22 protein-coding genes are annotated in these 24731 nt (G+C 42.7%); 2 read left to right on the forward strand and 20 right to left on the reverse strand.

The window, feature by feature from the left end; all coding sequences use genetic code 11:
- Nucleotides 1-55: 55 nt before the first annotated feature.
- Together ilvN and H3302_RS19130 are read right to left on the reverse strand one after the other, a co-directional pair.
- Nucleotides 56-553 carry an acetolactate synthase small subunit gene (ilvN, locus tag H3302_RS19125; RefSeq protein ID WP_036972002.1) on the reverse strand — a complete coding sequence of 166 codons (498 nt, stop codon included), beginning with the start codon at nucleotides 551-553 and terminating at the stop codon, nucleotides 56-58.
- On the reverse strand, nucleotides 553-2277 hold the full coding sequence (locus H3302_RS19130) for an acetolactate synthase 3 large subunit (protein ID WP_036971999.1): 1725 nt from the start codon (nucleotides 2275-2277) through the stop codon (nucleotides 553-555). The genes ilvN and H3302_RS19130 overlap by 1 nt, the downstream gene beginning before the upstream one ends.
- A gap of 475 nt (nucleotides 2278-2752) precedes the next feature.
- Here H3302_RS19130 and H3302_RS19135 point away from each other — a divergent pair, with 475 nt between their 5' ends.
- On the forward strand, nucleotides 2753-5749 hold the full coding sequence (locus H3302_RS19135; RefSeq protein ID WP_182396531.1) for an immune inhibitor A domain-containing protein: 2997 nt from the start codon (nucleotides 2753-2755) through the stop codon (nucleotides 5747-5749).
- 54 nt (nucleotides 5750-5803) lie between these two features.
- Here H3302_RS19135 and H3302_RS19140 read toward each other — a convergent pair whose 3' ends face one another.
- From H3302_RS19140 to H3302_RS19165, 6 genes are all read right to left on the reverse strand, one after another.
- Nucleotides 5804-6811 (reverse strand): isocitrate dehydrogenase, encoded by a 1008-nt coding sequence (locus H3302_RS19140; protein ID WP_036971995.1) that lies wholly within the window; start codon nucleotides 6809-6811, stop codon nucleotides 5804-5806.
- A gap of 215 nt (nucleotides 6812-7026) precedes the next feature.
- On the reverse strand, nucleotides 7027-8724 hold the full coding sequence (locus H3302_RS19145) for a hypothetical protein (RefSeq protein ID WP_182396532.1): 1698 nt from the start codon (nucleotides 8722-8724) through the stop codon (nucleotides 7027-7029).
- 6 nt (nucleotides 8725-8730) lie between these two features.
- On the reverse strand, nucleotides 8731-9114 hold the full coding sequence (locus H3302_RS19150; RefSeq protein ID WP_036971993.1) for a DUF3192 domain-containing protein: 384 nt from the start codon (nucleotides 9112-9114) through the stop codon (nucleotides 8731-8733).
- A 71-nt stretch (nucleotides 9115-9185) separates the two neighbouring features.
- Nucleotides 9186-9959: a flap endonuclease Xni gene (gene xni, locus H3302_RS19155; protein ID WP_065979039.1), complete on the reverse strand. Its 774-nt coding sequence runs from the start codon at nucleotides 9957-9959 to the stop codon at nucleotides 9186-9188.
- Between the two features lie 11 nt (nucleotides 9960-9970).
- A complete protein-coding gene (gene ppnN / locus H3302_RS19160) occupies nucleotides 9971-11314 on the reverse strand; it encodes a nucleotide 5'-monophosphate nucleosidase PpnN (RefSeq protein ID WP_036971989.1) in 1344 nt (447 codons plus the stop codon).
- Between the two features lie 74 nt (nucleotides 11315-11388).
- Nucleotides 11389-12867 carry a GGDEF domain-containing protein gene (locus H3302_RS19165; RefSeq protein WP_182396775.1) on the reverse strand — a complete coding sequence of 493 codons (1479 nt, stop codon included), beginning with the start codon at nucleotides 12865-12867 and terminating at the stop codon, nucleotides 11389-11391.
- A gap of 260 nt (nucleotides 12868-13127) precedes the next feature.
- Here H3302_RS19165 and H3302_RS19170 point away from each other — a divergent pair, with 260 nt between their 5' ends.
- Entirely contained in the window at nucleotides 13128-14909 is a 1782-nt protein-coding gene (locus H3302_RS19170) for a M61 family metallopeptidase (RefSeq protein WP_182396533.1), read from the forward strand.
- A 4-nt stretch (nucleotides 14910-14913) separates the two neighbouring features.
- On the opposite strand, the gene H3302_RS19175 is transcribed toward H3302_RS19170, so the two are convergent.
- The 12 genes from H3302_RS19175 to hisG all read right to left on the reverse strand — a co-directional run bounded on the left by H3302_RS19175 (nucleotide 14914) and on the right by hisG (nucleotide 24623).
- The gene (locus H3302_RS19175) at nucleotides 14914-15708 is read right to left on the reverse strand and encodes a glycosyltransferase family 25 protein (protein WP_182396534.1); all 795 of its coding nucleotides are present in this window, start codon (nucleotides 15706-15708) and stop codon (nucleotides 14914-14916) included.
- 64 nt (nucleotides 15709-15772) lie between these two features.
- Entirely contained in the window at nucleotides 15773-15958 is a 186-nt protein-coding gene (locus H3302_RS19180; RefSeq protein ID WP_182396535.1) for a DUF1289 domain-containing protein, read from the reverse strand.
- A 51-nt stretch (nucleotides 15959-16009) separates the two neighbouring features.
- The gene (locus tag H3302_RS19185; protein WP_036971979.1) at nucleotides 16010-16522 is read right to left on the reverse strand and encodes a hypothetical protein; all 513 of its coding nucleotides are present in this window, start codon (nucleotides 16520-16522) and stop codon (nucleotides 16010-16012) included.
- A 161-nt stretch (nucleotides 16523-16683) separates the two neighbouring features.
- Nucleotides 16684-17421 (reverse strand): hypothetical protein, encoded by a 738-nt coding sequence (locus tag H3302_RS19190; protein ID WP_182396536.1) that lies wholly within the window; start codon nucleotides 17419-17421, stop codon nucleotides 16684-16686.
- Between the two features lie 133 nt (nucleotides 17422-17554).
- Nucleotides 17555-18169 carry a bifunctional phosphoribosyl-AMP cyclohydrolase/phosphoribosyl-ATP diphosphatase HisIE gene (hisIE, locus tag H3302_RS19195; RefSeq protein ID WP_036971977.1) on the reverse strand — a complete coding sequence of 205 codons (615 nt, stop codon included), beginning with the start codon at nucleotides 18167-18169 and terminating at the stop codon, nucleotides 17555-17557.
- A complete protein-coding gene (gene hisF / locus H3302_RS19200) occupies nucleotides 18160-18939 on the reverse strand; it encodes an imidazole glycerol phosphate synthase subunit HisF (RefSeq protein WP_036971975.1) in 780 nt (259 codons plus the stop codon). The genes hisIE and hisF overlap by 10 nt, the downstream gene beginning before the upstream one ends.
- On the reverse strand, nucleotides 18921-19655 hold the full coding sequence (locus H3302_RS19205) for a 1-(5-phosphoribosyl)-5-[(5-phosphoribosylamino)methylideneamino] imidazole-4-carboxamide isomerase (RefSeq protein ID WP_075593267.1): 735 nt from the start codon (nucleotides 19653-19655) through the stop codon (nucleotides 18921-18923). Before H3302_RS19205 ends, hisF begins: the two co-directional genes overlap by 19 nt.
- A 28-nt stretch (nucleotides 19656-19683) precedes the next feature.
- On the reverse strand, nucleotides 19684-20274 hold the full coding sequence (hisH, locus tag H3302_RS19210) for an imidazole glycerol phosphate synthase subunit HisH (RefSeq protein WP_036971972.1): 591 nt from the start codon (nucleotides 20272-20274) through the stop codon (nucleotides 19684-19686).
- Nucleotides 20271-21332, reverse strand: a complete 1062-nt coding sequence (gene hisB, locus H3302_RS19215) for a bifunctional histidinol-phosphatase/imidazoleglycerol-phosphate dehydratase HisB (protein ID WP_182396537.1) — start codon at nucleotides 21330-21332, stop codon at nucleotides 20271-20273. Before hisB ends, hisH begins: the two co-directional genes overlap by 4 nt.
- The gene (hisC, locus tag H3302_RS19220; protein ID WP_182396538.1) at nucleotides 21332-22426 is read right to left on the reverse strand and encodes a histidinol-phosphate transaminase; all 1095 of its coding nucleotides are present in this window, start codon (nucleotides 22424-22426) and stop codon (nucleotides 21332-21334) included. Before hisC ends, hisB begins: the two co-directional genes overlap by 1 nt.
- Entirely contained in the window at nucleotides 22416-23717 is a 1302-nt protein-coding gene (hisD, locus tag H3302_RS19225; RefSeq protein WP_182396539.1) for a histidinol dehydrogenase, read from the reverse strand. Before hisD ends, hisC begins: the two co-directional genes overlap by 11 nt.
- Nucleotides 23718-23723: 6 nt before the next feature.
- Complete coding sequence (gene hisG, locus H3302_RS19230; protein ID WP_036971963.1) at nucleotides 23724-24623, reverse strand: ATP phosphoribosyltransferase; 900 nt, start codon at nucleotides 24621-24623, stop codon at nucleotides 23724-23726.
- Nucleotides 24624-24731: the final 108 nt, after the last annotated feature.

Below are 24731 nucleotides of genomic sequence, written 5' to 3' on the forward strand. Positions count from 1 at the left end.
ATTAAAAAAAGGGCTAATAGCCCTTTTTTTGTGTCTGTAATAAAGCGGTAAAGGCTTATGCCTTTAACGCCTTATCACCTCGACCAATGCCGACCGCACCCGAACGCACGACTTCAATTAAGTCTGTTTCATGGCGAAGCGTGTCCAAGAACGATTCTATTTTCTCGGTACTTGCGACAAGCTGTAATGTATAGCTGTGGCGGCCCATATCGAGTATGGCACCTTGAAACACATCGACAACGCGCGTGACTGCGGCACGGGTGTTTTCATCTTGAGCAAAGACTTTTACTAACAATAACTCACGCTCGATGTGTGCCATTTCTGTTAAATCAATGATTTTAAGTACATCCACAAGTTTATTTACTTGCTTTGTGATTTGCTCAACAATGCGGTCATCACCCATTGTGGTGATAGTGATACGTGAAAGTGAGTGGTCATCAGTGGTGCCCACTGTCAGGCTATCAATGTTGTAAGCGCGCTGTGAAAATAAGCCAACAATGCGAGACAGTGAACCTGGTTCGTTTTCTAATAAAATCGATAAAATACGGCGCATTATGCTTTTACTCCTTTACGTAACCACATGTCATCCACAGCCCCTAGCTTTATTTGCATTGGGTAAACATGCTCTTTTTCATCAACACAAATATCTAAGAATACTAATCGGTCGTTAATCGACATCGCTTTGTCAATGGCTGGTTGTAGTTCATCAATATGATCTACGCGAATACCGACATGGCCATAGCTTTCAACCAGTTTTACAAAATCAGGTAATGATTCCATGTACGATGATGAGTGACGCCCTGAATACATCATGTCTTGCCATTGGCGAACCATGCCTAGTGAACGGTTATTAAGTGACACGACTTTCACAGCAAGGTTATATTGCAAGCAAGTCGAAAGCTCTTGAATATTCATTTGAATCGAGCCATCACCGGTAACACAAATTGATTCTTTGTCTGGGAAAGCCAGTTTTACACCCATAGCCGCAGGCAAGCCAAAGCCCATCGTGCCAAGGCCTCCAGAGTTAATCCATTGGCGCGGGTGTTTAAACGGGTAGTACTGAGCTGCAAACATTTGATGTTGGCCTACGTCAGAGCTGACATACGCATCGCCATTGGTTGCTTTGTAAATTGCTTCTATAACCGCTTGCGGTTTAATTTTATCGCCATCGGTGCTGTAGCTCAGACACTTTTGCTCTCGCCAGCTAATAATTTGTCGCCACCAATCTTCTTGTGCAGAACGGTCAATTGCAATGGAGCTTTTATCAATTGCGCTTTGTAATTGTTCAAGTACCGTTTGTAAGCAACCAACGACAGGAATATGTGCTTTTATGGTTTTTGAAATCGATGTAGGGTCAACATCAACATGAACAATAGTGGCGTTCGGGCAGAATTTTTTTACATTATTGGTTACCCGATCATCAAATCGTGCCCCTAACGCTAAAATAACGTCGGCATGGGCCATCGCTTTATTTGCCTCTAGACTGCCGTGCATACCCAACATACCGATAAAGTTAGGGTGTGTGCCGCTAATACCACCTAGTCCCATTAATGTATTTGTAATGGGGGCATTAAGTGACTCTACAAGATGGGTTAATTGCTCTGATGTATTGGAGAGAATAATGCCGCCACCAGAATAAATAACAAGCTTTTTCGCTTCTAGAATGGCAGTGACAGCTTTACGAATTTGCTTTGAATGACCCTTGGTATTTGGGTTGTATGTGCGAAGCTCTGTTGTTTTTGGAAAATCAAATGGAAATTTAATGGCTGGGTTTAGCATGTCTTTTGGCAATTCAACCACAACAGGACCAGGACGCCCTGTGCTGGCTATGTAGAATGCTTTGGCAAGAATGGCCGGGATTTCCTGTGCGCTTCGACAGTTAAAGCTATGCTTTACAATCGGACGAGAGCAGCCAACGATATCGGTCTCTTGAAAGGCGTCATCGCCAATCAGTCCTGTGGGTACTTGACCAGACAACACAACCATAGGAATGGAGTCCATATAAGCGGTAGCAATACCGGTAATGCAGTTTGTTGCTCCAGGACCCGAAGTTGCAAGCACCACACCGACATCGCCCGTTGCTCGGGCATAACCATCGGCCATATGCGTGGCTGCTTGTTCATGACGTACTAAGATATGTTCGATATCATCTTGTTGAAAAAGTGCGTCGTATAAATCCAGCACTGACCCGCCTGGGTAGCCAAAGATATATTTAACCTTTAATTCTTTAAGTGCCCGAACAACAAGTTCGGATCCATTATATTCTGCTGTACTCATCCTCATTCCTCTGTGTGCTAGCTACAAGAGCATAAAAAAACCCCCGCAAATGGCGGGGGTTTTTAAAAGCGTGCTTTCATCTTTTAATACGTCCCCGCTGGGCTTTTTACTAAGACCAGTACGAGTACATTGACGACTAAAAGATGGCTGCGAAAATTCATTGTTTTTTTCTTTATAAAAATAACAGCCGACTAGACGGCTACTGTTTAAAATTTGTTAGGGTTATTTTTAAGCCTTTTGGAAACTGATGTCAACCGCAAAAGCATCTTTTTGCATTAATTTTTCTTTTTTGATGCGGTAATTTGTATTTATTGCATCTAAATTCATTTTTTGCACGTATATTAAGGTGTAACTATGCATTACATTGTTCGTGTGGCAAGCGTTAAGTGTCTGTAATAAATAACCTAAGGTCATGTTATTTATGCATAACTTAGCTATGATTAGCCATATACGAAACTGGGGTAGGGTATTAATTGTGAGATTTATTAATTATTTAGCAGGCGTGTGTTTGTTGTCGAGCTTTTCGGTGTTTGCAAAGCCTGTAGCGACTCATGATATTGGCTTGATCAATAAAGAACAAATAGTGTATTGGCTGAAAAAACGCGGTGAACTTAATCAGCGCGACGAGCAAGCTGCTTTAGAAGACTACATTGGACAAGTGAATACAGCTCAACGCGTTGCGATTAAACCCAGAGTGTTAGACCCCGCAAAGGTGCACAATAAAGCAGTGCTTGATAATAAGTTCACAAATTTTGTATCGTTAAACCCAACCGATGACAAAACAAACGTTAAAGTATTGGCAATCTTAATCGACTTTCCTGACTTGCCTTACGACAATAATCAACTCACTGCTGAAGATACACCCATGTACTACAGCGATTACAGCCAAGCTCACTATCAACAAATGCTCTTTAATGACACATCGTACCCGGGACCATCGGGTCAATCGTTAAACACGGTTCATCATTATTATCAACAAGCATCAGGTGAAAGCTTTGCATTTACCGGAGATGTTTATGGGTGGGTGAGTGCAGATAAGCCCGCTAAGTTTTACGGTGAGCGAGAAGGTGACATTCGTGATCTAAACGCCCCAGATCTTATATTAGAAGCGGTAGAAAAAGCCGTTGCAACCTTTAATATTAATTTACAAGACTACGATCTAACCGATCTCGATGATATTGATGGTGACGGTATTACAAACGAACCTAATGGGATTATTGATCATGTAATGGTGTTTCACTCTAGTATTGGAGAAGAAGCGGGTGGTGGAGTACTGGGCACCGATGCTATTTGGTCGCACCGTTTTTTCGTTACAAACAACGCAAACCAACCCGCTACTGTTGCTGGCAGTAATGTGAAATTATTTGGCTACACGATTAATCCCATCGATGCGGGAATTGGGGTTGTTGCTCATGAGTTTGGTCACGATCTTGGATTGCCTGATGAATATGACTTAATGGGCAGCGCAATTGGTGAACCTGTTGCGTCTTGGTCTATTATGGCCGGCGGGAGTTGGGCTGGGTCGCCAAGAGGTTCAGCGCCAGTGATGTTTAGTGCGTACGCGCTTGACTACTTGCAAACACGTTACAAAGGAAATTGGCTACATCAAACCGAAATTGACTTAGCCGACGTCAATACAGACTCTGAACATAATTTAAAAGCGTCGAGTAGCTTTAGTTCTGGCGTAAATCAGTTAAAGGTCACCTTACCCGCTAAATTAGAAAGCTTTAAAGCACCGTTACAAGGGCGCTATCAGTATTACTCAGGTAAAGGGAATGAGCTTGTACACAGTTACAAGCAACGCATTACATTACCCTCTACTGCTGGCAGGACCGAGCTTGCGTTGTTATCACACTTTAGCATTGAACAAGACTACGACTATGCACAAATTAAAGTAAATGGTGTTGCACTTGCTAATAGCTATACCAAGGCGATAAACCCACACTATGGTGACATTGGTCCTTATTTAAGTGGCGACTCGCAATTTAAAGATGGCGCAAAGTTGCCGCACGGTCACCTTGATATGCGATTTGATTTGTCTGCTTATGAAGGGCAAACAATCGAGCTTGAAATTACGTATGTCACCGATGTGAACATACACTTTTATGGCATTGTGGTTGACGACTTAACTATCACTCAGGGGAATACCGTTGTATTTAAAGATGATGCAGAGCAATCATCAATCGCTCAACTAGCAGGTTTCTCACGTATTGGTGAGTACGTTTATCAGCAACCAACACATTACTTTTTACAGCTAAGAGATTATGCCGGCATTGACAGTGGCCTCCAGTTTGAGTCTTACTCTCCAGGGGTATTGTTGTGGTATGTTGACCCTGCTGAGCAAAATAACAACACAGCTTCTCACCCAGGTATAGGCTTTGCACTTGTGGTTGATGCTGACCAAAATACGATTCGTAAGGGCACAACATCAGGCCCTGCCAATACTGATATTCAAGTGCGCGATGCGGCATTTAGTTTGTATGATCAACGCCAGGGCTTGGGAGACGAGCACCTATTAGCAATTAGCTCATTTTCAGATTCTCAAGATTACAGCTTCCCTATTCAGCCTGCGTCGGGGGTTAATGTACCTTCATTGGGCTTCGGTTGGCGCATTGTGTCGCAAGCAACGGATAGCAGTGAAGTGAATGTAGAGCTTAACTATGATGCAACCTCTGGTATTAGTGCCCAACGTAGCGACCGAGATGTGTCGTTTAGTATCAACGGTCTTATTTTAAATGAAACTGATACTTTTCTGTGGTTGTTTGGTGATGGCGAGCAGTCAACGGTGCTCGCGCCAACCCATCAGTATGCAGAATATGGCCGCTATACTGTCGTGTTTGAGCGCACGACTGAATCGGGAGAGGTTACGCGGTTAAACAAAGAAATTATTGTTAGTGAGCCGCTAACACTCAGCCTTTCGGTTACAGCGAATGAAAATGGTTTACTGGTTGCGACAGCGACTGCACAAGGGGGCATTGCACCGTATCAGTATAGCTGGGATTTTGCCGACGGAGGTGCTGCATCCACGGCAACGGTCAGTTATCAATATGCGTTGTCGGGTAGCTTTGATGTGAATGTTACGGTGGTTGATGCCAACATGGAGTCAACATCTTCGCAATTTGCAGTCACTGTGGATGTGCCTTTAAATGCCAGTGCTCGTTTTAATGCACAAGGTTTAAATGTGCAGTTTTCAAGTCAAATAAGTGGTGGTACAGGGCAATATCGCTATCAGTGGGACTTTGCCGATGGCAGTACAAGTACCTCAGCATCGCCGACACACCAATACACAAATGAGGGGACGTACGCAGTCACGTTAACAGTAACAGACACCCAAACGCAGGCTGTAGAACAAACAAGCTTATCAGTCACGGTTGTTAAAACACAGAGCAATTCGGGATCAAGTGGTGGGGCTATCTGGTGGTTATTACTGATTTTTAGCCCGCTGATTATACGCAGGTACGGCAAATTTTAAGCATTAAAAAGCCAGTTAAAAAACTGGCTTTTTTATTATTTAGCATACAGCTAATTATAGACGTTCAATCACTGCTTGTGTGAAGTCTGTTGTACCGTGGCTGCCGCCAAGGTCACGCGTTGTTCGGTCACCTGTTTTTATAACGTCAGCGACTGCACTGCGAATACGTTCCGCTGTGTCAGCCATACCTAAGTGCTCAAGCATTTGGATTGATGCTAAGATAACAGACGTCGGGTTAGCAAGGTTTTTGCCTGCGATGTCTGGCGCACTACCGTGTACTGCTTCAAAGATAGCGGCATCTTCGCCGATGTTTGCACCTGGAGCCATACCAAGACCACCAACAAGACCAGCACATAAGTCAGATAAAATGTCGCCGAATAAGTTAGTTGTAACGATAACGTCAAACTCATCTGGGGTCATGACTAGTTTCATACATGTTGCGTCAACAATCATCTCTGTTGATTCGATTTGTGGGTAACGTTCTGCTACTTCACGTGCAACTTTCAAGAATAAACCCGATGTTGATTTAAGGATATTTGCTTTATGAACAGCGGTTACTTTTTTACGGCCTTCACGGACTGCAAGTTCGTATGCGAATGTAACAATTTTTTCAGCGCCTTCACGGGTGATTTTTGATAATGCTTCAGCTTCGTTACCGTCTTCAGATACTACTTGACCAAGACCTGAGTACATACCTTGGGTGTTTTCACGAACAGTGATGATATCGATATTATCGTAACGCGCTTTAGTACCCTCAAATGATTTAACTGGGCGTACGTTAGCATAAAGGCCAAATTGTTTACGAAGTGTCACGTTGATAGACGTAAAACCTTCACCTACTGGCGTCGTTAATGGGCCTTTTAAAGTGATCTTGTTACGTGCGATAGTGTCGATTGTTTCTTGCGGAAGCAACTCACCAGTTTTCTCTAGGGCAGCAAGGCCAGCATCAACGAATTCATAATCAAAATCGCAACCTGCGGCATTTAGGATCTCAAGTGCTGAATCAATAATGCTAGGACCAATGCCGTCGCCTTTGATCACTGTGATGGTTTGTTTAGCCATTTACTTTTCCTATTTATGAGTAGATATACACGTAAATACATCGCGAAAATGAGCGCGATTTACTTGTTAGAGGATTTACGTGGATGTGTTTGAAAATTTAAGCGGCTTTTATAGCAATTTATTCAGCTTTTTGCCAGTTTATACTGTGAATACTGACTATAAATAGACGAAAGTTCATATTTTCTTAACGACTTCGAACGTTTTAGCACCATTTTTTAAAAATTATCAGCAAACTCGCATGTACGAAGGTATGAATAAAAATCCGCTTTTGATTGCCAACCGACCGTCGTTAATGTTTCAGCGATAATGTTTTCTTGCCAACTACTAAACATAGCCTTAGGTTGAAATACATAATAACTGAACAATTTTACTGCTATCCAAAGCTTTTCATTCTGTTGTAATTGTTGTTTTTTTAATTGCTCACTGTTAAGTAAATGCTGTGTCCAAGGATTATCGCCGATTAATTGGGTAAGGTATTCGCTCAGGTGAGCCAAATCAAGCGTGTTAATCCCAAACAAGCACGCAAGTGGAGGGCTTACCGTATGCTCTTCTGCGTGTTCAAACACGGTTTTGCGTGACAAACTTGTTGCCTGATTCTCACACAGATACAAGACATAGGCATATAAGGGCAAGGTGACTTGCTCAAATTGCTGAATAGGTGAGTGTTTAAACAGTGCTTGAATAATCCGTACTATGTTTTCAAGGCGTTTGGCTATGTGCGGATATAAAGGGTGCGATGTGGTGGCAACTAAGCGCTGAAACAATACTTTCTGAATGATCGCTGGCGCATTGTCATAGCCCACCATAGATAAGCAATGGCGTAAATCTTTTGCGCGTTGGTGCTCTTTATTATAAGGCTTAACAGCGTACGTAAGCTGGTGAATAAGTTCAGGGTATGGACTCAGTAATTTGTCTAACGCCCGATAACTGTACTCTTTTGCTATTTTAAGTTCGCTGATCAGTGTTAGATACTGTTGCTGGCGACGCTGATTTGCTGGGGGAGGCAGCACAAAATTGATGTTTTCACTAAACCAAACGGTATAAAGCAAGCGTGAATCATTGCAAACACGTTGTTTATCAATAATTGACAGGGGGGCTTTAAATCGATGCCAACGAATTTTTTCAGGTTGAGACACATCAATTAAAATATGCCGATGTTGCTCGTCAGTCGTTAGGTATATTAAGGTTTGCTCGGCATACTTCACTTCGCTTGCGGGAATGTACGGACCGATATGTGCAATAAAGGCTTTAATTGCATTTTGCGCAAACTCATTAGGTGTACGAAGGTAAATATCGGCCAATGCTTTATGCACACTAATATGGCCACCGGACTCTCGGTAGGTAGTATTCATCGCGATGATATTAGCGAGTGCAACAAGGGTTGTCGCACCATCGTAAATCATCACTTTTGGTGCGCTGAGTAAGGCTTGCTTATATTTATTTAAACGCGCTAATAAGTGCTGAATTGAAACCGTATTTGGGCCCGCTGCATGGAGCAATTTTACAGCAAGTTGATGACGACAATGCCACAGTTTTTTGTCTTGCTCGGTCAGTGTTTGCCCTGATGCGAGCTTATTACTTTGTGATTGCACACATAAATAATTAGCAAGACAGCAACTTATAATTTGCTCACTTACTGCTTTATTATAATTGAGGCTATGGCACATTATGCACGCAATGACACACTGGTTAACAACCAGGTTCGTTGTGTAACCATGGGCTGCGACGTATAAGTTAAGTTGTGCCTGCAGACTTTTAGGGTATGTTTGATATATCAGGTAATAACGCTCAGCAAGATTACTGAGTAATGGGTAAATTTGTGACCATTTACGTTTTTGATAATACAGGTTAAGTAGCTGATGTGTGCTATCGAATAAGCGTGCCAATTCCCGCGGCGTCACAGTGTCCATCATTGTGTGCTAACTTTCTTGCTGATAACTTTCATAGGCACTGGGCCCCCATAATACAAGTTGGCCATTTTTAAACAGTAAACCTGTACACTCATCAATCGTGGTTATGCCATCTGATTTAACATGTTGAGTGCGATAAAAAATAATTTGCCATACATTGTCTTCAACGCGTTTTGCATAGGTTAAATCGGGGCTACCTAAATAATCAAGCACGGCATTGAGGTTTTCGGGTTTTTCTATTGAAAGCTTGGCGATGTAGCGTTTGTTGAAGGCTTCACGGTCTTGCCAGATCATGGCTTGCGGATCATCTTTATAAAAAGTGATCACTAGGGCTGCTATAAGTGCGTAAACACCTAACCCTAATACCAGATATTGGAAAACCTTTTTAATCATGTGTAACTCTATAAAACAAACACGAATTTTCAGTATACGCGCAGTTGATAAACTGTGCTACGAGATTGCGACTAATTGAGCCTTAACTGCTTTAAACTAAAGCCTAAGTTTATATCTGTTCGTAACATTACTAAATTTCTAGAGATAATCAGCTTATCCATATCAGCGGTTAACTTACGTTTTAAAGTGGCATTGAGTGCGTCGTCCATCATGGCCGCTTCAATCGACTCATAGTCATTAATTAATTGCTCAGCCGATTTATTACCAATTCCTTTAACGCCCGGTATGTCATTGGTTTTATCACCTGCAAGTGCCCAAAAGTCAACAAGGCGGTGCTGGGGGACATTAAACCGCTGTTTAATGTCTTGATGCTCAATATAGTGTTTTTTAAAGTAATCGAATATGGCGATATGCGCTGATAAAAACGGTAAAAAGCCTTTATCGGTAGACACAATAGTGGACGAGACATTATTTGATGCTGCTTTGTAGGCAAGCGTGGCAATGATATCGTCTGCTTCGTCGTTCTCAGGTGAGAACACCACGATACCGGTCTCTTCGATAGCGTGTTTAAAACGCGCTAAATTGTTTTTTAGAGTATCAGGCATGGGGGAACGCGTGCTTTTGTAAGCAGCGTAGTAATGATATCGCCAGCTTTTATCGCCATCAAACACCGCAATTGCATGGGTGGCGTTGCATTGACTTAGTAATTTTTTACAAGCATGTGCCACGCGGGCACAGCTTGCTTTAATCATATGCTCTTCACTGTGATGACTCTGATTACTATCAACGGCATAGATGCGCCGAATAAGGTTTAACGCATCTATTAAAAGTAATTGGGTTGTCACATGTTCTCCAGTTATGCTTTGATTTCATAGCAAGGGATATACTTGCTGCCAGGTAACTTCATACGACCTTGCTCAACAAAAGCGGCAAGCAGTTTATCCATATCGGCCATTAATGCAGGCTCGCCACTGAGTACAAAGCGGCCGTACTGTTTAATCGCCTGTAAGCCTTCATCTTTTACATTGCCAGCAACAATACCCGAAAATGCGCGTCGTAGATTAGCTGCAAGTTGTTGAGTAGGTTGATCTAAATGTAAATCTAAGCTTGCCATATTAGCATGTGTCGGCGCGAACGGCTGCTGAAAATCGTTATCAATTTTTAATGTCCAGTTAAAGTAGTAGGCATCACCTTGGCTTTTACGGTATTCGCGTACGTCTGCCATTTTAGCTTTAAGGGTTCTGCCAACACGTTCAGGGTCATCAATTATGACGTCAAATTTATCAAGGGCTTTTTTGCCGAGTGTGTTTTCAACAAATTTACAAAGCTCAATAAAGTAGTTTTCACTTTGTTTAGGCCCTGTAAGAATAACGGGTAAACATTGCTTCTCGTTTTCAGGGTGCAATAAGATGCCTAATAAATAGAGCAACTCTTCAGCAGTGCCCGCGCCGCCAGGGAAAATAATAATACCATGCGCAGAACGTACAAAAGCCTCTAAACGTTTTTCGATGTCAGGCAGTATAACCAGCTCATTCACGATAGGGTTAGGTGGCTCAGCTGCAATGATACTAGGCTCCGTTAAGCCTAAATATCGGTTGTCGGTAATACGCTGTTTTGCATGGCCAATGGTCGCCCCTTTCATGGGGCCTTTCATTGCACCTGGGCCGCAACCAGTGCAAATATTTAAACCACGTAAGCCTAACTCGTAACCCACCTGTTTGGTGTATTTATATTCGACTTCGTTAATAGAGTGGCCTCCCCAGCATACAATCATACTAGGATCGCTATTAACCCTGAGTGCTCCTGCGTTTCTGAGCATGTCGAATACCATATGGGTAATGGCCTTTTGCTCTGTTAGATCTTTTTCGTATTTTTGGCAAATAAACAGGATGTCACGGATCACTGAGAAAATATGTTCGTGAATACCCGTGATTATTTCGCCATCGACAAACGCGGATTCTGGTGGATTCTCTAATTCAATTTTAATACCGCGCTCACGGCTTAATAAGCGAATGTCGAAATTTTCATATTTGTCGTAAATTTCAGAACTTGAGTCTGTGTGGCTACCCACATTGAGAACAGCGAGCACGCAGTTCCTAAATAATTTATAACGCTCGCTGGTGGATGATTGTTCGAGTAGATCAACTTCTAGTTGTGATAGTAAATCCAGTACACCGGTAGGATTCAGTTGTTTTAACATAAGCACTCTCCTAGCTCGTCAATGAGCCTGTCTAATATGTATTAAAGACCCTAAGTAAGGTATACATGAGGTCTTTATTTGCTAATGCAAACTCTATTTCGTCCCTCATTTTTAGCTGTATAAAGCGCTTCATCAGCTCGGTCAAAGGCAATCAATTGCGTATCGCCTTTTTTTAGTTGAGTCGCGCCAATTGAAATCGTAATTTCAACTTGCGTATCTTTAAATTTGAATGGGATACTTTGAATTGTTTTTCGTAGTTTTTCTAAAGGGGCTACGGCTTTTTCAAGTGGCATACCAGTCATTAAAAGTACAAACTCTTCACCGCCGTAACGGGCTATAAAGTCAGACTTTCTAACTGATTTTTGCAGCGCTTTGGCGATCACCTGAAGTGTTTTATCGCCTGCACTGTGGCCATATCTGTCGTTGATTGATTTAAAATGATCGACATCAATAACGACTAAAGTAAGCTCAGAACCTTGTGATAAAAACAACTGGTATTCATGTTCAAAGCGCTCATCAAATGCGGCACGGTTCGGAAGTTTCGTTAAGCCATCAAGCAAACTTTTAAAACGTTGTTCGTTTAAACGTTGCTTATAAGTTGTCAGTTTACTCTCTAGACTACTTACCCGATTATTAATGTCTTTAAAGCTTGCAAGTAAGTTTTCACGCTCAGCGTGTTCAAGTTTTTCTTTGGTGATTAAATCATCGCTCAATGACTTGAGCTCTTCTTCCACTAATTCTTTAAGCGCCGAAATTGATGTTGCTTGTTGAGTTTGCTGATTAAGATTTTTAATTTTTCTTTCGATACTTTTATTAAGTGAATCGTATTCTGCACTCAGTGACTCAGAGTGTTTAGTGGTTGAGACAATAGAATGATGCAGATCTTCAATTGTCTGATTTAACGAAATTAAAAAGCTCTGCGCCGACTGGCGTTCTTTACTTATATTTTGTGAAATAATGGTAATAATGCCAATCGCAGCATCAAGTAGCTCATCAACGCTGTCGTTGCGCGTAATTTGGTTTCTGATACTTTTTATTTGTTCAGCACTTTCGTCTTCAAATAACAGTCCATTAGCCAATGTCATTAGCTCAGAGGCAAGCTCGGGTTTAATTAAAGCTTCGCCGGTATCACTTTCAGCTAGCTTGGCTTGCAGGGCTTGGTGATAAATAACAACCAGCTTGGATAAAATGGGCACAAAATCATGGTTCGATTGAATATTATCAAGCTCACGGTCAAGCAAGTTGCGCAGCGAGCGGCGCGCATCATCAGGTAACCCTTTTACTTTTTGTAACTGCTTGCCCGCATCTAATACGCTTTTATTAAGATCGCGCTGCAAGGCAATTTGTTTTGCTTCTTGGTGTTTGAGTAAACCGAGTACATCGTCAATAAAAGGGGCTAGTAGGTTAAAATCAACGCCTTTTTTTAGAGCACTTCGGTATTTGGCAAGGCGGTTATCAAGCTCCATGTCTAGGCCTTTACAGCTCAGCGATAACTTAGCCGCAAACTGTGAAAGTACTTCAACTTGATGTTTGCGCGCATCCTCGACAACCATCCTTGCGTCGATCGCTTGCTTTAACTTTTTATTAAGAACATCATGCTGTTGCTGCACTTACTTACACCGCCATCAAGTTTTATATTTATGTACCTTAAGTCTACAACAATTTATTGTGAAATGTAGGTGATAAGTCAAAAACTTAACTATTTTGTCTATCAGGCTTATTGCTACGGCAGTTTATCGGTTTTTAATTCACATTTTATATCTCAGTTGATAGGCTAATTCGCAATTATCGATAGTAATAAAAAAGAGTTGTTATGAAAAAGTTTTTGGCTATGTCAATTTTGGCCGCATGCTCTAGCAGTGTGTTTGCAGATGTAAACTATTCACTGGCGATCACTGAACCTGAACATCACTTGGGTAATGTTAGTGTGGAGTTTCCTGAGACAGCCCAAGCGCATTTAGACGTAAAACTTCCGGCATGGCGTACTGGACGCTACGAAATTTTAAACCTTGCGAATGGGGTACGTTTTTTCGATGCGAAAGATGATGATGGTAAGCCGTTAAAATGGGAAAAAATTGACCACAGCACATGGCGTGTTCACTTAAATGAGCCAACACACGTTAATATTGATTATCAAGTCTATGCCAATGAACTAGGTAAACGCGCGCGTCACATCGATGACAGCCATGCGTTTATTGATGCATCGGGCTTTTTCATGTTCAGTGAATCATTTCGCCAAGACCCTGTGACGGTAAAGCTTGATGTGCCTAAAGCATGGCGCTCTGTTTCGGGTATGGAAAATGCAGGTTCAAAACACAGTTTTAAAGCGGCTGATTACGATATTTTGGTCGACTCGCCAATTGAAACAGGCATTAACGAGTTACATACATTCACGGTGGATGGCCGAGACTACGAGCTGGTTATTTGGGGCGACGGTAACTACGACGTTGAGCAAATGCTAACGGACCTTAAAAAACTAGTGGCTACAGGTAATGTAATTTGGGATAGCTATCCGTATGAGCGTTATGTATTTATGGTACATGCAACGTCAGGCGCAGGGGGGGCTACAGAGCATTTAAATTCAACAATTATTCAGCGCCCACGTGACCGTTTTGGCTCTCGTAAAGACTACTTAGCGTTCATTAGTACTGCTGCCCATGAGTTTATTCATACATGGAATGTAAAGGCGTATCGTCCGAAAGGCATTGCTCCTTACGATTACACAAATATTAACTACGCGAAAACACTGTGGATTGCAGAGGGTTCTACAAGTTACTTCGAAGATCATTTGTTAGTGCGTTCTGGTATTGCAAAAACGGATGAGTTTTTTGATACCCTAACTAAAACTATTAACCGCCACTTGCAAACCCCAGGTCGTGAAGTACAAAGCGCCGCTGAAACCAGCTTTGATAAGTGGATCAATCAAGGTGGTGACCATGCTCGTAACTACAGCACTAATATCTACCTTGAAGGCTCGTTAATTTCAATGGCACTTGATATCGACTTGCTAGAGAAAAGTGATGGCAAAATCAGTTATCGTGATGTGCACCGTGCGCTTTACAATAAGCATCGTTTGCCAGATGGTTTTACACCTGATGATGTAAAAGCCATTTTAAAAGAGCTAACGGGTCGTGATTACAGCGCATGGTGGCAAGCTAATGTGGATGAGCCAGCAGCCATTGATTTTGATGCCTTACTAGCAAAAGTTGGCTTAGGTTTGACTCGCCCTGAAGGCGCAAAATCAGTACCGAGTATTGATTCATTCGCTAAAAATAGCGGTGAGTTACTAACACTTACACATGTTCGTCGTGGTGGTACAGCATGGCAAGCAGGTTTAACAACAGACGATAAAATCGTTGCCTTCAACAAAAAGCATGTTGGCAAAGACTTAAAAGCAAGCTTAGAAACGTTTAAAGCGGGCGACACAGTGACTGTTGACTTTATCCGCCGTGATGCGCTGCAAACCACAACGCTCACACTTGGCGAAGACTTTGATAAAGAGAAAAAAGTAACAGCATTAAAAGATGCTACACCTGCTCAAATGGCGTTGTTTAAAGCATGGATGGGTGTTGACCACCCAAACCAAGCTAAGTAAACATTTAATGATTTTTGATTGGTAAGAGAGGAGCTGCGGCTCCTTTCTTTTTGTCGGGTGTTTGTTGGGCTTTTACAAACTGTTTGGTGTATTTTGCGTTTAAAATTGTACTGTGGAGCTGCTGCTTTTTACGACGCCAAAATGACTTTTTAACCTGACAAGACCTATCACGAATATCGCTTTGCGCACTGTCAGGTTGTATAACAGGGTAAGGCAGGAGTGAAAAGCCATAAACGCCGGTTTCCCACACGTGTTGCAAATCGCAGTCTACAGGGCGAGCAAATGTGTCTGTGGCCTTAAGCAGTGCTTTAGCCCCCGCTAAGCTAATAGCCGTTGCGCAGCAGCCAGACATGAGTTTTTTATGAATTGCTAAGTGCTGACCATCTGCAAGCGGTTTTGCGTATGCAATGTCACGATTGCGATTTTTATACGCGGCCAATTTAATGAGTTGCCATGGCTGTTTTAAGTGATTGATGTTCTCGATAGCACTGTGAATTGAGCGGTCGAGCACAAAATCATCTTCTAAAATAATGGCGTAGTCGAGTTGCCTATCTACGATTGTTTGCCATGCTTTTCGATGACTCAGGTAACAGCCTATTTCACCTCGACTTAAAGGTTTGTGGTACTTTTTAAGGTTTAAACGGGCATTGTAATGCTTGGCGATATCTGCGTCTGTTAATGTTTTACCATCGACAGCATCAATGCGCTCAAATGCTAAGTTCTGTGCATTAAGCTCATCGCTTACGCGGTTTAGACGCTCTATTGAGCTTGCTAAGTTAATTACAAAAATAGGGGGCATTATGCTTACCTGATGAGTCGTTTTAATCAGGCTAACAAGCTTTAATGACGCTTGGGTGTCAGCATTATTTCGTTTTTATGTCAGGACGAGGGGTATTTAAAATCGCACACTTTTCTTTTTCAGATAAAATGATCCAATTAAAAATTTCATCATTCGTTCGGCCACACCCAGTGCAGTAGCCATTAAGTCGATGGCATTGCCCAATGCAGTCAGTTTTATATGTGGATTTTGGCTTTTTAGAGTCTGTCATGCGAGTTAAATGTTAAGGCCACAACAATGTGACCTTAATGCATTCGATAGGTTATTTACCTGCAACAGGCTTACCAATTTCAAGAGTGGTTGACCAAGGCTGTTTTCGCGATAATGTTTTACCCGAATGAATAGAAATAACGGGGGTATTTTCATCAAGCACAAATGTTGTACGCAGTGATTCTGCAGACTCTTTTTGGGTTTGATGCCAGTTTTTATCTGCTAAACAGGCTTGGGTAAAATTGACTGCTCGAGTATGATCTGCAACCGCTTGCTGTTGTTGCGCATAGTTACCTACACAACGATACGTGACATTGTCATTATCAAGCGCTGTAATTTGGCAGTTGTCGGAAATTAGGTTGTATTTTGCAGTCCATGTTTCCATGTATTTTGTGTTCACACGGCTGCGTTTTAAGCCTTCAAAGCGATTGTCGTATGCGCCTAAAAGTGCATTAATCTTCTCGCAAGGTGTCAAATTATCTATGGCGGCTTGTTGCTCGGTCGTAAGGCCAGTACAACCTGTTAAAACAAGGCCAAAAAGTAAGGCGGCGAGTGGCTTTTTCATATCAGGCTATCCTTTTAAATAGCAGTTCCTTTAACGTTTCCTAAAGGATACCTAAGCCCTTGTAAAAATGCTAATAAAGATTTATTGGCGGGGGTTTTTGTGATGACAAATTGCCCCATAAATAAGGGGCAATTGAATAACATTATTATACATACGCGTATTTATAACGTTGTTTTACCTAAAATATTCGTTACGTTAACTGAACCTGAGCCATCGCTAAGTAGTTCAAAGTTAGCTGCTTTATCAACACGAATGCTGCCAGAACCGTCTGAAATAACCACATCACCTGCGATATCGTTTAAGTCGATGCCACCAGAGCCGTCGTGAACATTTATATTACCTTGGGTGTGTGCGACATCAATGTTGCCAGAACCATCGTGAATTTTAATATCACGACTGACGTTTCTTACGTTAATGCTGCCAGAGCCATCATTGATTTCAAGTGTGCCTTGAATGTCGATTGCCTCAATGGAACCTGAACCATCGTTGATCACGGTGTTAGCAGCTTTGCGAATAATAATTTCGCCAGAGCCGTCGTGCACGTTGACATTAAATGAACGTGGAATACTGACGGTTAAATCAATGCGTGTTTGTTTATTCGTGTGGTAGTCACATTGGCCAGCAGAAAGCTCTGCATTACTGCCTTTAGCCTCAAGTCCTAAGCAGTATTCATCGTGAGGCTGATCTTGGTAAATTTCGGCTTTTACGGTTACTTCATCACTGTCACTGCCTGTTATGTGTAAAAAACCTGAACCGGCTTCTACTTTTAGAGTGCTTAGTGATTTTGCGTTTAGTGTCAGGTTTTTAGTGTTTTGTAGAGGCATATCTCCCCACGCGAATGTTTGCGCTGATAACAAACCTGCGGCAATGAGTGATAACGTTTTAACTGTGCTCAACATGACTTTCCCTTTTATATGTATGGTGTTGTTAGCTTAGTCGTAAACGTGGAGGAGAAAGGTTTAAATGGGTTTAAAATTTTTTATGTAATAGCTTAAGATGCGCCATTTTTAGCGGCATCTTAAGCTTTTAATGTTACTTATGGCGGCCTTGTAAACAGCTCACGACATCAGCCAGTGAAAGGCCTTGACGCTGTAACAACACGGTTAAGTGATACAGTAAGTCAGCCGATTCATTGGTTAATTCATCGTTGTCATGCTTCATGGCTGCCAGTGCTACTTCAACACCTTCTTCACCGACTTTTTGGCAACTACGGCTTAAGTCTTTTGAAAATAAAGACGCTGTGTAGCTTTTACTTGGGTCATCGTCTTTGCGTGAAACAATCACTTGTTCAAGTTCAGCTAAAAAAGCTAGGCTGGGTTTAGCGTCATCACCAAAGCAGCTTTGCGTGCCTAAATGACAGGTTGGGCCTAATGGGTTTGCGAGTACTAAAATGGAATCGTAATCACAATCAGTGTGAACAGAGACGACTTCAAGGTAGTTTTCTGATGTTTCGCCTTTGGTCCACAAGCGCTGCTTTGAACGTGAGTAAAAGGTCACTTTTTGCTTGTCGAAGGTGGCGGCTAAGGCGTCCGCATTCATAAAACCTTGCATCAAAATAATCCCAGAGCGTGCGTCTTGCACAATGGCTGGGATCAATTCGCTTTTGGCAAAATCGACTTGAGTAAGGTTATCTTTGGTTAATTGCATAGTCGTGCCGCTATATTATTATCGATTAAAAATTGTTTTAGTTCGCCAATGTTAATGACGTTCTTATGAAATACGCTGGCAGCAAGTGCACCGTCAACGTGGCTTTGCTGAAATACATCAACAAAGTCTTGCATTGTGCCGGCACCACCTGATGCAATTAGCGGAATGTCGCATAATGCGCGCATTTTAGAAAGCTGAACATTGTCGTAACCTTTACGCACACCATCTTGGTTCATGCAGTTTAACACGATTTCACCTGCGCCTAGGTCTTGCACACGCTTGACCCATTCTTCGGTTTTGTATCGTGTACGGCTTGATGCATTAGGGTCACCCGTTAATTGGTACACTAAATATTCGCCAGTGGTTTCATCGTAAAAGCTATCAATGCCGACAACCACACATTGTTTACCAAACTCATCGTGTAATTCTTTGATAAGTTCAGGGCGTGCAATGGCAGGGCTGTTGATACTGATTTTATCTGCGCCGCGCTCTAGCACACGCGCTGCATCGGCAACTGATTTAATGCCACCAGCCACACAAAATGGAATATCAATATGGCGGGCAATACTCTCAACCCAATTTACATCAAGTAGGCGTTTTTCGACACTGGCGCTAATTTCATAAAACACCAGTTCATCAGCACCTGCATCGCTGTATGCTTTTGCAAGTGTTAAAATATCACCAACCACTTCGTGGCCTTTAAACTTAACGCCTTTTACGACTTGGCCGTCTTTGACATCTAAGCAAGGAATTATGCGTTTTGATAACATGCTAACGCCTCCTCAACATTAAAGGCACCATCAAGCAATGACTTACCTAAGATAACCCCACCCACACCGAGTTTTTTAAGCTTGGCGATATCGTCAAGCGAGCTTACGCCGCCAGATGCTTGTACTTTTATTTGGCTGTTGTGGTTTATTAAATCTTCATACAGTGCAAATGAAGGGCCTGTCATGGTGCCGTCTTTACTGATATCAGTGCACAGAAAGTCAATGACGCCCAATGCTACGTAAAAATCAACAAGTTCAAATAATCCAAACTCAGATTCACTTAACCAACCGTGAGTGGCAGGAGCCCAGCCGTTTTCGGTTTTATTTACATCAAGGGCAATCACGAAATGTTCGGCCCCAAACTTTTCAATCCATGCTTGGACTTGCTCGCGCTTTTCAACGGCCATTGAACCAATCACAACTTGGTTAGCTCCGGCTTTTAGCCAGTCGGCCACATCGTGTTCAGAGCGAATACCGCCGCCAACCTGATAAGGGACGTTTAATGCTTTGGTCGCGGTTTGAATATGTTGCCATTGCTTTTTGCTCGGGTCGCGTGCGCCCTCTAAATCAACAAGGTGCAGCTTACCTGCACCGCTGTTTGCGTACGCTTGTAAGCGTGCGCCTAGTTCGTATGGGTAAAATTGTGCTGTATCATACTTACCTTGGTATAAGCGCACAATTTGGTTTTGTAATACATCAAGTGCTGGAATAATCACGTTTTGGTCTCTTATTTTTGTGCTGCGCTTACAGCTGCCAATCTAAAAAGTTTTGTAATAATCGGGTGCCGACTTTGGCACTGCGCTCTGGGTGAAATTGCATGCCTGCATAGTTATCTTTTGCAACAATCGCAGAGAAAGTGTTTCCGTATTCACCACTGACAAGCGTGGCATCGTTGACGGTGTGAGCAAAGCTATGCACAAAGTAAACATGATCTTGCGCTGTTAAACCTTTAGTGAGCGCATGCTCTTTTAATACTGTTAGGTCGTTCCAGCCCATATGCGGTGATGTCAATGTACCTACATCAAGTTGCTTAACAATACCCGGGATTTTACCTAGGCAATCAACATTGCCTTCTTCGGTGCTTTCGCAAAGTAATTGCATGCCTAAACAAATGCCCATAAGCGGACGCTGATATTCATCAATGGCTTGTTGCCAGCCACCGTCTTTTAGGCGCTTCATTGCCACAGAAGCATGGCCTACACCGGGTAAAATAGCACGTTCAAAGCCTTTTAGTTGCTCAGGCGAAGTGATCACTTCTGGATTTTGACCGAGTCGCTCAAACGCAAAACGCACCGAGTTGATATTGGCACAACCCGTATTAATTATGGCAATCATAAACACCCCTTTGAGCTGGCAGTTTGTTGCGTGGCATCTTTTGCGATAGCAGCGCGCAGCGCTCTGGCAAAGGCTTTAAATAAGCCTTCTACTTGGTGATGACAGTTACCCTCGCTGACTGACAAAATCAGGCTCATTGCGGCGTTGTCACTTAAACTTTTAAAAAAATGCTCAACCATTTGCACATCTAAGTCGCCGACTTTTTCACGGCTAAAATCGGCATTTAACACAAACGATGCACGGCCCGATAAATCTATTTGCGCCTCGGCTTTACATTCATCCATCGGTAGCGCAAATCCATAACGGCCAATTTGCGTTTTTGTACCCAGCGCTTGTTTAAGTGCAAGCCCTAAGGCAATACCAATGTCTTCAACGAGGTGGTGTTCATCAATGTGTAAGTCGCCCGTGGCTTTAACATTAAGTCCGATATTGGCGTGGGTGCGAATTTGGTCAAGCATGTGATCAAAAAAGCCAAGGCCAGTACTAATGTCGCCATTTTTGGTTTGGTCTAAATTAACCTGCACATCGATTTGCGTTTCTTTGGTGTTGCGGGTTATGCGACCTTCACGGTTTTGTGTTGTTAGCTGAGTGACAATGGCATCCCAACTGCCGGTGTATAAAATGCCTTCGCAGCATAAGTTAGCAGCAAGACCTATATCTGTTTGGCGGTCACCGATGACAAATGAACGGGCTAAATCTACTTTGCCTGAGCGCATAAGTTCAGTCAGCAACCCTGTTTTAGGTTTACGGCAGTTGCAATTGTCTGCATCAAAGTGGGGGCAAATCAGTACTTCGTCAAATTGAATACCTTGGCTGTTGAGGATATTCATCATTTTGTCTTGCGCAATGTCAAAATCAGCCGTTGGGAAGCTATCTGTACCTAGTCCATCTTGGTTCGATACCATAACTAAGCGGTATCCCGCTGCTTGAAGTTGCAGTAGAGCAGGGATCACATTGGGTAAAAATACTAATTTCTCGAGGCTATCTACCTGTTTATCGGTGATTGGCTCTTCGATAATGGTGCCATCGCGGTCAATAAATAAATACGGGTTACTCATTATACTTCCTGTTCTACTATGTTACTGGCAAGTGATAAACCATCTAGCCAAATTTTTACTTGTTCTAATTCTTGTTCATTACCGATTGAAATGCGCAGCCAATCATTTTCACCATAAAGAGTGAATGCGCGCATCACAAGACCTTGTACCAATGCAATATTAAATGACTGTCTATCTTTTAGCTTTAAGGTTACAAAGTTACCTTCACCACTAAGCACCTTAACCACGGCCGATGATTGTTCAAGCCAGTCTTTTAGTTTGGCTTTTAAACTATTTAATATAGTAACTTGGCGACGCATTGAGGCGATGTTATCGCTACTGAGTGCATCAGCCGCAATGCGTGCGACTACAGTTGATACTGGATAAGGCGCAATTACTTTACGGATCGGTGCCAGTAAATCACTGTTTGCAAGTGTGAAGCCTGTACGCAAACCTGCTAAAGCAAACGCTTTAGATAAGGTTCTTAGCACCGCAAGATTATTAAATTCATTAATTAAGCTTGCTGCATTGTGTTCTGGACAAAACTCTATATAAGCTTCATCTACCACGACGATGGCTTTACCCGCAAGTTGTTGGGTAATCTTTCTGATCTTGTCTAGGCTCGTCATGCTGCCTGTTGGATTATTAGGATTACAAATGAAAACTAATTTCGAGTCAGCTATCGCAGCAACAATTTCATCAACCGTGCCTTTTAACAGTAACTCTTGGGTGAGACCGTTAATGCTTACGTTGTGAGTGTCGGCAGTGACTTTGTACATACCATAGGTTGGTAAAAATAGCGCGATACTGTCTTTTGCTGGGCGGCAAAATGTACGCACCAATAGCTCAATGCCTTCATCGGCACCGCGTGTCATCAGCACTTGCTCTGGCTCTAAGTTGGCATAACATGCGTAACGGTTAATAACCTGTGTTGGCTGTGGATCGGGGTAGCGATTTAAATCGGCCAAACTCACAGTAGGCGTGCGAGAGTAGGGACTTTCGTTGGCATTTAGCCACGTTGTTCCAGTCAGTTTCTCGCTCTTTGCTGAGCTATAAGCTGTTAGGGCTGCAATGTTGTCTGGCAACAGTGTGGTAAGTGTTGAGTTATCGCTCATTATTTAGTGCCTCAAGACGAATTGAAACAGCATTAGCGTGAGCATCAAGCCCTTCTGCTGCGGCCAAAGGTAAAATTGCTTTAGATAATTCACGTAACCCATTTTTGCTAATGGTTTGTACTGTGTAAGTTCTAAAAAAGTCCAGTAAGTTTAAGCTCGAATAGGTGGCACTGTAACCATACGTTGGTAGTACGTGGTTAGTACCTGACGCATAATCGCCTGCAGATTCCGGTGTATAGTCGCCCACAAAGACAGATCCAGCATTTTTAACTAAGCCTAAATAAGGCTGAGCATCAGCAAGTTGTAAAATTAGGTGTTCAGGACCATATTGTGCTGATACTTCAAATGCCTGCTCAATAGAGTCGACTAAAATCAAGCTTGAATTTGCAAGGGCTTGTTCAGCGGTTTCTTTGCGGCTTAATTTTGCAAGCTGCGTTGTTAATGCTTGCTGCGTAAGTTCAATAATGCGCTCACTATTACACAGTAAGATTACTTGTGAATCAGCACCGTGTTCTGCCTGCGATAATAAATCGGCAGCAATAAATTCAGGATTTGCACGTTCATCAGCAATCACCAGTACCTCAGAAGGACCTGCAGGCATATCAATTGCCATGCCCGGAATCGTCTGGGCGACAAGCTGTTTTGCCATTGTCACAAAACTGTTGCCTGGGCCAAATACTTTATTGACCTTCGGTACAGACTCAGTGCCGTAAGCCATCGCTGCAATTGCCCCTGCGCCGCCACTTTCAACAATTGTTCTAATACCGCATAGCTTAGCTGCATAGAGAATTGCAGGGTTAATGCTTTCATCGCCCTTAACAGGTGTTGCAAGCACAACAGTTTTTGCACCGCTTAATTGTGCAAGGACACCTTGCATAATAACCGACGAAGGTAATGGCGCACTGCCACCGGGTACGTATATACCCACTGCTTCAATCGCTTGGTATTTAAGCTCACATAACACCCCAGGTTGAGTTGTTAGTTTAATGTCTTTTGGTAATTGTGCTTGGTGAAAGCGTTTTACATTAGCGTAAGCTGTTTCAATCGCGGCTTTTAATTCGCTCGATAAAAACTGTTCTGCTTGATCAATTTCTTCAACGGGCACTAATAAACGCGGTGTTTCGCGCTTATCAAATTGTTTTGCCATGTTTAAAAGCGCAGCGTCACCTTGCTCTTTGACTGCCGCTAAGATATCGATGCATTTTGATTCGATCTCTTTGCTTGCCGTGACAGCAGGGCGGGTAAGTACCGCTTGCTGTGCGAGTTGGTTTTCCTCATTCCAGCGAAACATGGATACTTACTCCATCATTTTTTCAATTGGCATTACGAGGATCGAGTTTGCACCGAGTGCTTTCAACTCTTCCATCGTTTCCCAGAATAAGGTTTCGCTGCTCACCATGTGCAGTGCCACATAATCATCACTACCGGCTAAAGCAAGTAATGTTGGTTGACCTGTGCCAGGCAGTAAATCACACACTTCATCGAGTTTTGCTTTTGGCGCGTGTAGCATGATGTACTTACTTTCTTTAGCTTGGCGTACACCCCGTAAACGCGGCATTAGGGTGTTGATTAAATCAAGTTTGCTTTGATCTGTCAGGTCTTTGTTTTGGATTAAACAGGCATTTGATTCGAGGATAGTATCGCCTTGCATTAAGCCGTTGGCTTCAAGTGTTGCACCGGTAGACACTAAATCACAGATAGCATCGGCAAGGCCTGCACGCGGGGCCACTTCTACAGAGCCTGTTAGCATAACTGTGCTTGCGTTGATGCCTTCACGTTTTAGATATTGACCTAGAATTTCAGGGTAGGTAGTGGCAATGCGCTTGCCTTCAAACCAGCTCTTCTTTTGCACACCTAGCTCTTGTGGCCAAGCCAGTGCTAAGCGGCAATAGCCGAAATCAAGTTTTGACAGTTTGTTTACTTCAAATGCAGCGCCTTGACGTTCGCGCTCGGCTTGTACTTCAACAAGTACGTTTTCGCCAACGATACCTAAGTCACACACACCGTCCATAACTAGGCCTGGAATATCGTCATCACGTACACGAAGTACATCAATGGGCATGTTAGTAGAGTGTGCTATTAGGCGTTGTTCACGAAGATTCAATTTAACGCCTAGCTGTTTTAAAAGCTCTTGGCAGTCTTTTGATAGTCGGCCGCCTTTCTGGATGGCGATACGTAAACGGTTGTTATTACTCATTATTTATTTTCCTTTAATTCAAAAACTAAAAACCCCGAGGAAACCTCAGGGCGAAAATAAATAATGTGGTTGATTACTCGCCAGAGGTTCCTTTTAGGAATAACCTCT

The sequence above is a fragment of the Pseudoalteromonas sp. MT33b genome (genome assembly GCF_014117385.1).
Classification (GTDB): domain Bacteria; phylum Pseudomonadota; class Gammaproteobacteria; order Enterobacterales; family Alteromonadaceae; genus Pseudoalteromonas; species Pseudoalteromonas lipolytica.

Excerpts from the sequence above, each read along its gene's own strand:
- hisC (WP_182396538.1), bottom strand. The coding sequence starts at position 22,426 with ATGAGCGATAACTCAACACTTACCACACTGTTGCCAGACAACATTGCA.
- ppnN (WP_036971989.1), bottom strand. The coding sequence starts at position 11,314 with ATGTTAAAACAACTGAATCCTACCGGTGTACTGGATTTACTATCACAA.
- ilvN (WP_036972002.1), bottom strand. The coding sequence starts at position 553 with ATGCGCCGTATTTTATCGATTTTATTAGAAAACGAACCAGGTTCACTG.
- H3302_RS19145 (WP_182396532.1), bottom strand. The coding sequence starts at position 8,724 with ATGATGGACACTGTGACGCCGCGGGAATTGGCACGCTTATTCGATAGC.
- H3302_RS19185 (WP_036971979.1), bottom strand. The coding sequence starts at position 16,522 with ATGAAAAAGCCACTCGCCGCCTTACTTTTTGGCCTTGTTTTAACAGGT.
- H3302_RS19190 (WP_182396536.1), bottom strand. The coding sequence starts at position 17,421 with ATGTTGAGCACAGTTAAAACGTTATCACTCATTGCCGCAGGTTTGTTA.
- hisIE (WP_036971977.1), bottom strand. The coding sequence starts at position 18,169 with ATGCAATTAACCAAAGATAACCTTACTCAAGTCGATTTTGCCAAAAGC.
- H3302_RS19150 (WP_036971993.1), bottom strand. The coding sequence starts at position 9,114 with ATGATTAAAAAGGTTTTCCAATATCTGGTATTAGGGTTAGGTGTTTAC.
- hisD (WP_182396539.1), bottom strand. The coding sequence starts at position 23,717 with ATGTTTCGCTGGAATGAGGAAAACCAACTCGCACAGCAAGCGGTACTT.
- hisB (WP_182396537.1), bottom strand. The coding sequence starts at position 21,332 with ATGAGTAACCCGTATTTATTTATTGACCGCGATGGCACCATTATCGAA.
- H3302_RS19180 (WP_182396535.1), bottom strand. The coding sequence starts at position 15,958 with ATGACAGACTCTAAAAAGCCAAAATCCACATATAAAACTGACTGCATT.
- hisH (WP_036971972.1), bottom strand. The coding sequence starts at position 20,274 with ATGATTGCCATAATTAATACGGGTTGTGCCAATATCAACTCGGTGCGT.
- H3302_RS19175 (WP_182396534.1), bottom strand. The coding sequence starts at position 15,708 with ATGCCCCCTATTTTTGTAATTAACTTAGCAAGCTCAATAGAGCGTCTA.
- H3302_RS19170 (WP_182396533.1), top strand. The coding sequence starts at position 13,128 with ATGAAAAAGTTTTTGGCTATGTCAATTTTGGCCGCATGCTCTAGCAGT.
- H3302_RS19130 (WP_036971999.1), bottom strand. The coding sequence starts at position 2,277 with ATGAGTACAGCAGAATATAATGGATCCGAACTTGTTGTTCGGGCACTT.
- H3302_RS19165 (WP_182396775.1), bottom strand. The coding sequence starts at position 12,867 with ATGGTTGTCGAGGATGCGCGCAAACATCAAGTTGAAGTACTTTCACAG.
- hisG (WP_036971963.1), bottom strand. The coding sequence starts at position 24,623 with ATGAGTAATAACAACCGTTTACGTATCGCCATCCAGAAAGGCGGCCGA.
- hisF (WP_036971975.1), bottom strand. The coding sequence starts at position 18,939 with ATGTTATCAAAACGCATAATTCCTTGCTTAGATGTCAAAGACGGCCAA.
- H3302_RS19140 (WP_036971995.1), bottom strand. The coding sequence starts at position 6,811 with ATGGCTAAACAAACCATCACAGTGATCAAAGGCGACGGCATTGGTCCT.